This window comes from Streptomyces sp. NPDC059142 (assembly GCF_042755665.1).
Lineage (GTDB): Bacteria > Actinomycetota > Actinomycetes > Streptomycetales > Streptomycetaceae > Streptomyces.
The window spans coordinates 1-5424 of sequence record NZ_JBHZDA010000187.1; the positions used below are offsets into that span (position 1 = coordinate 1).

The window sequence follows — 5424 nt, forward strand, 5'->3', positions numbered from 1 at the left end:
GGGGGGTTTGGGGGAGGGTGATCTGGCGCGGATGGGTCGGATGGGTGTGGTGCCGATGTCCAGTGCGCAGGGGCTGGAGTTGTTCGATCGTGCCGCGGTGTCGTCGGAGAGTCTGCTTATGGCTGCCCGGCTCGACCTCGCGTCGGCCGGTGCGAGCGACGCGTCCGCCCATCCCATGCTCCGCGCCCTGATCCGCCAGCCGACAACACCCCGACGCCGCCGGCTGACCGCCGCCACGCCCCACAAGGGCGCCGGCGCCGAGGACCGGGCCGCGGCGCTGCGCGCGTCACTGCTCGGACAGCGGCCCGCCGAGCGCCATGACACGCTGCTCGACCTGGTCCGCGCCCAGGTGACCACCGTCCTCGGCCACGCCGACACGGACGCGGTTCCGCCGGACCGTGCCTTCAAGGACCTCGGGCTGGACTCGCTGACCGCCGTCGACCTGCGGAACCGGCTCGGCACGGCCACCGGACTGCGGCTGTCGGCCACACTGGCCTTCGACCACCCCACCTGCGCCGCGCTCACCGATCACCTCCTCGCCGAGATCCTCGGCCCCGAGCACGCCACCGCCGTACCGGCGCGGGAGAACCCCGACGGTCCCGCCGCCCCCGTGGCCGACGACCCGATCGCCATCGTCGGCATGGCGTGCCGCTACCCCGGCGGCGTCACCACCCCCGAGGAGCTGTGGCGCCTCGTCGCCTCCCACGGCGACGCCATCGGCCGACTGCCCACCGACCGCGGCTGGGACCTCGACCACCTGTACGACCCCGACCCGGACACACCCGGCCGGATATACGTCCGGGAGGGCGGGTTCCTCCACGACGCGGGACGCTTCGACGCCGAGTTCTTCGGCATCCCGCCGGTCGAGGCGCTGGCCGCCGACCCCCAGCAGCGGCTGCTCCTGGAGACCGGCTGGGAGGCGGTCGAGCAGGCCGGCATCGTCCCCGCGACGCTGCGCGGCAGCCGTACCGGAGTGTTCGTCGGCTCGCACTACCAGGAGTACGGGCCCCGCCTCCACGACGCCGGACAGGGCACCGAGGGACACCTGATCACCGGCACCGCCGGCAGCGTGGTCTCCGGGCGGGTCGCCTACGTCATGGGGCTCGAAGGCCCGGCCGTCACCGTGGACACCGCCTGCTCGTCCTCGCTCGTGGCCCTGCACATGGCCGTCCGGGCGCTGCGGACCGGAGAGTGCGACCTCGCGCTGGCCGGGGGAGTCGCCGTGATGCCCGGACCGGGCGCCCTCATGGGCTTCAGCCGCCAGCGCGGCCTGGCACCCGACGGGCGCTGCAAGCCGTTCTCCGCCGACGCGGACGGCACCTCGCTCGCCGAGGGCGCCGGCGTCCTGCTGGTGGAACGGCTGTCGGACGCCCGCCGCAACGGGCACCGCGTCCTCGCCCTGGTGCGCGGCACCGCCACGAACCAGGACGGCGCCTCCAACGGCCTCTCCGCCCCCAACGGCCCCTCCCAGCAGCGCGTCATCCGTGCCGCCCTCGCCGATGCCCGGCTGACGGCCGCCGACATCGACGCCGTCGAGGCGCACGGCACCGGCACCCGGCTCGGCGACCCGATCGAGGCGCAGGCCGTGATCGCCACCTATGGCGCGCAGCGCGGCGCCGACGCCACCCCCGTGCGGCTCGGCTCGGTGAAGTCCAACATCGGACACACCCAGGCCGCCGCCGGAGCGGCGGGCATCATCAAGATGGTGCAGGCGATGCGGCACGGCGTGCTGCCGCGCTCGCTGCACCTGGGCGAACCCTCGGACCACGTCGACTGGTCGGGCGGCGGCGTGGAACTGCTGCGTGACTCCCTGGCCTGGCCCGCCGGTGAACGGCCCCGGCGGGCCGGCGTGTCCTCCTTCGGCATCAGCGGCACCAACGCCCACGTCATCATCGAGGAGGCTCCCCGGGAAGAGGAGAACACCCCGGCGCCCGCCACCCCGGCCGGCCCCGCCATTCCGGCCACCCCGGCCTGCCCCGTCGCCTGGGTCGTCTCCGGGCGCTCCCCGGCCGCGCTGCGCGACCAGGCCCGCCGCCTCCTCGCCCATCTGCGACAGCTCCCCGCGGGCACCGCGCCCGCCCCGCACGACGTGGCCCTCGCACTGGCCACCCGGCGCTCGGTGTTCGAGCACCGGGCCGCCGTCGTCGGCGAACGGCGCGAGGACCTGGAGGCGGGGCTTGCGGCACTGGCCGCAGACCGGCCCGCGCCGCGCCTGGTGACCGGCGGCGTGCCCACCGGACGTACGGCCTTCCTGTTCACCGGGCAGGGCAGCCAGCGGGCGGGCATGGCGGGCGAGCTGTACCGCACCCACCCCGTCTTCGCCGACGCCTTCGACGCCGTCTGCGCCCACTTCGGCACCCTGCTGCCCGACGAACCGCCCCTGCGGGACGTCGTCCTCGACACCGGCGAGGACGCGGCCCGCACCCTCGCGGGGACACTCCACGCCCAGTGCGCGCTGTTCGCCGTCGAGGTCGCGCTCCACCGGCTCATCACCTCCTGGGGCGTACGTCCCGACGTCGTCGCGGGCCACTCCGTCGGCGAGATCACCGCCGCGCACGTCGCGGGTGTGCTCACGCTCGCCGACGCGTGCGTGCTCGTCGCCGCCCGGGGCCGGCTCATGGGGAGCCTGCCCGAGGGCGGTGCGATGGTCGCCGTCCGGCTCCCGGAGGCCGACGTCGTGCCGCTGCTGGCGGACCGCGGCCACGAGGTCGGCGTGGCCGCCGTCAACGGGCCGGACTCCGTCGTGCTGTCCGGAGCGCGGGACGCCGTCGCCGGGATCGTCGCCCGTCTGGAGGAGCGCGGTGCGAAGACCCGGCGGCTGACGGTGTCGCACGCCTTCCACTCGCCGCTCATGGACCCGGTACTGGCCCCGCTGCGCGCGGAGTTGGCGGGTCTCACCTGCGCCGTGCCCGAGATTCCCGTCATGTCCCACCTGAGCGGAGAACTCCTGCCCGCGGACCGGCCGCTGGAGCCGGAGCACTGGGTGCGGCACGTGCGGGAACCGGTCCGCTTCGCCGACGGGGTGACCGCTCTCGCCGACCAGGGCGTGACCACCTTCGTCGAGATCGGCCCGGACGCCGTGCTGTCCGCTCTGGGCCAGGACAGCGCGCCCACCGCCGAGTTCGTGCCCACGCTGCGCGCCGAGGAAGGGGAGCGTGCCGCCCTGGTCCGGGCGCTCGGCCGGCTGTTCACGCGCGGCGCCGACGTCGACTGGTCCGCCGTCCTCGCCGCCCCGGACAGCTCCTCGCACCCGGTCGACCTGCCCACGTACGCCTTCCAACGCGCCGACTACTGGCTGCCCTCGGACGGCGGGAACCCGCGGCCGACAACCGCCGACACCCTTCTCCACCGGACCGAGGACGGCGACGACGCCGCCCTCGCCGCCGAACTCGCCCTCGGGGAAACCGAGTCCACGGCCGTGCTGCTGCCCCTGCTGGCCGCCTACCGGCGCCGCCGGGACGAGGACACGCTCGTCGACGGCTGGCGGCACCGCACCGCCTGGACGGCCGTCGCCGTGCCGCCCGCGGCACCGGCCGGCACCTGGCTCCTGCCCGTCCCCGCGGAGCGGGCCGCCGCCCCCTGGGTCACCGACCTCGTCGCGGCGCTGTCCACCCCGGGGGCGCGGCCCGTCGTCGTGCCCGTCACCGGCACCGACGCCCTGGCCGGGCAGTACCGCGCCGCGGCGGGCGACGCCGGCACCGTCTCCGGCGTGCTGTCCCTGCTGGCCCTCGCCGCGGGACGCCACCCCGGGCACGACGCGGTGCCCGAGGGAGTCGCCCTCACCCTGGAACTCCTGCGCGCCCTGGACGAGAACGGCAGCCGTGTCCCCGTGTGGCACGCCACCCGGTCCGCCGCCGCGGTCGGCGACGCCGAGACCGTCGTCCACCCCGAGCAGTTCGCCGTCCAGGCGCTCGGGCGCGTCGCCGCCCTGGAGGGCTCCGCGCACTGGACCGGCACCGTCGACCTGCCCGCGAGCGTCGACGGCTGGACGGCCGGACTGCTCGCAGCCGTCCTGGCCCGCAGTACGAGCGCGTTCGACGGTGACGGCACCGCGGGGTACCGCGAGGCCGCCGGGGAGAGGGAGATCGCCGTGCGCGGCGCGGGCCTCTTCGCCCGCCGCGTCCTGCGGGCCCCCGCCCCCGCGGCCCCCCGGCCCGCGCCGTCCGGCCCCGCCGGGGACGGGTCCCGTCCCGCCGCCCCGGCCGCCCCCTGGCCGCCCAGGGGCACGATCCTCGTCACCGACGGCACCGGAGACCTCGGCCGGACGGTCGCCCTGTCCCTGGCCCGCGGCGGGGCCGAACACCTCCTGCTCGTCTCACGACCGGGTCCCGGCGCGGAGGAGGCCGACGCGCTGCGCGCCGAACTGGCCGCCCTCGGCACCCCCGCCGACCTCGTGGCCTGCGACCTCGGCGACCGGGCCGCCGCGGCCGCCCTGGTGGACGCCGTCCCCGCGGCACGCCCCCTCACCGCCGTCGTGCACACCGCGGGAGCGCCCGACACCGGCACGCTCGCCGGGCGGACCGTCGCCGGGCTCCAGGAGACGCTGCGCGAGCGGGCCGAGGCGGCCCGGCACCTGCACGAACTCACCCGGGAGCGGACCGAGCCGACCGCCTTCGTGCTCCTCTCGTCCCTGGCCGCCGTCACGGGCGCCCCCGGCCGGGCCGGCCGGGCCGTGGCCGACGCCCTCCTGGACGCCCTTGCCGAGGAGCGCCGGGCCGCCGGGCTGCCCGTGACGTGTGTCGCCTGGGGACCGTGGACCGGGACCGCCGCCGGAGAAGACGCCGCCGGGGACGAGGGCCTGACCCCGATGCGACCGGACCTCGCCCTGCGGGCGCTCGACCGCGCCGTCCGCGCCGGGGAGACCCGCGTCGCCGTCTTCGACGCCGACTGGGACCGTCTCGCCGCCCACGTCGCCGCCACCCCCGAGGCCCGGCCACTGACCCGGCTGTTCGACGACGTCCCCGCGATGCGCCGGGCCGCGGGCGGTCCGCGCCCGGCCCGGGAGGGACGGTACGCCCAGGACCCCGACGAGTTCGGGCGCCGGCTCAGCGCGCTCCCCGAGCACCAACGCGGCGCCGAGATGTTGCGGCTCGTCCGTACGCACGCGGCCCTGGTGCTCGGACACGACACCGAGGACGGGGTGGCCCCCGGGCGCAGCTTCGTCGACATGGGCTTCGACTCGCTCACCGCCACCCGGCTGCGCAACCGGCTCGGCGCCGTCACCGGCCTCCGGATCAGCGCCGCGACCGTCTTCGACTTCCCGACACCGGACACCCTGGCCGGCCATCTGCTCGGCCTCCACGCCGCTCCCCGCACCCGGCCCCGGCCCCGCCTGCGGCCACGCGAGAGGGGCTGACCCGCGGCCGTCGGGAAGACGGCCCGGACCAGCCCCTGGCGCCGGCCCCGCGGCACACCGGAACGTGT

General features: G+C 77.0%; 1 protein-coding gene. It reads left to right on the forward strand.

The features are described from left to right. Positions 1 to 118: 118 nt before the first annotated feature. Positions 119 to 5356 (forward strand): type I polyketide synthase, encoded by a 5238-nt coding sequence (locus tag ACFXPK_RS32455; RefSeq protein ID WP_385080739.1) that lies wholly within the window; start codon positions 119 to 121, stop codon positions 5354 to 5356. Positions 5357 to 5424: the final 68 nt, after the last annotated feature.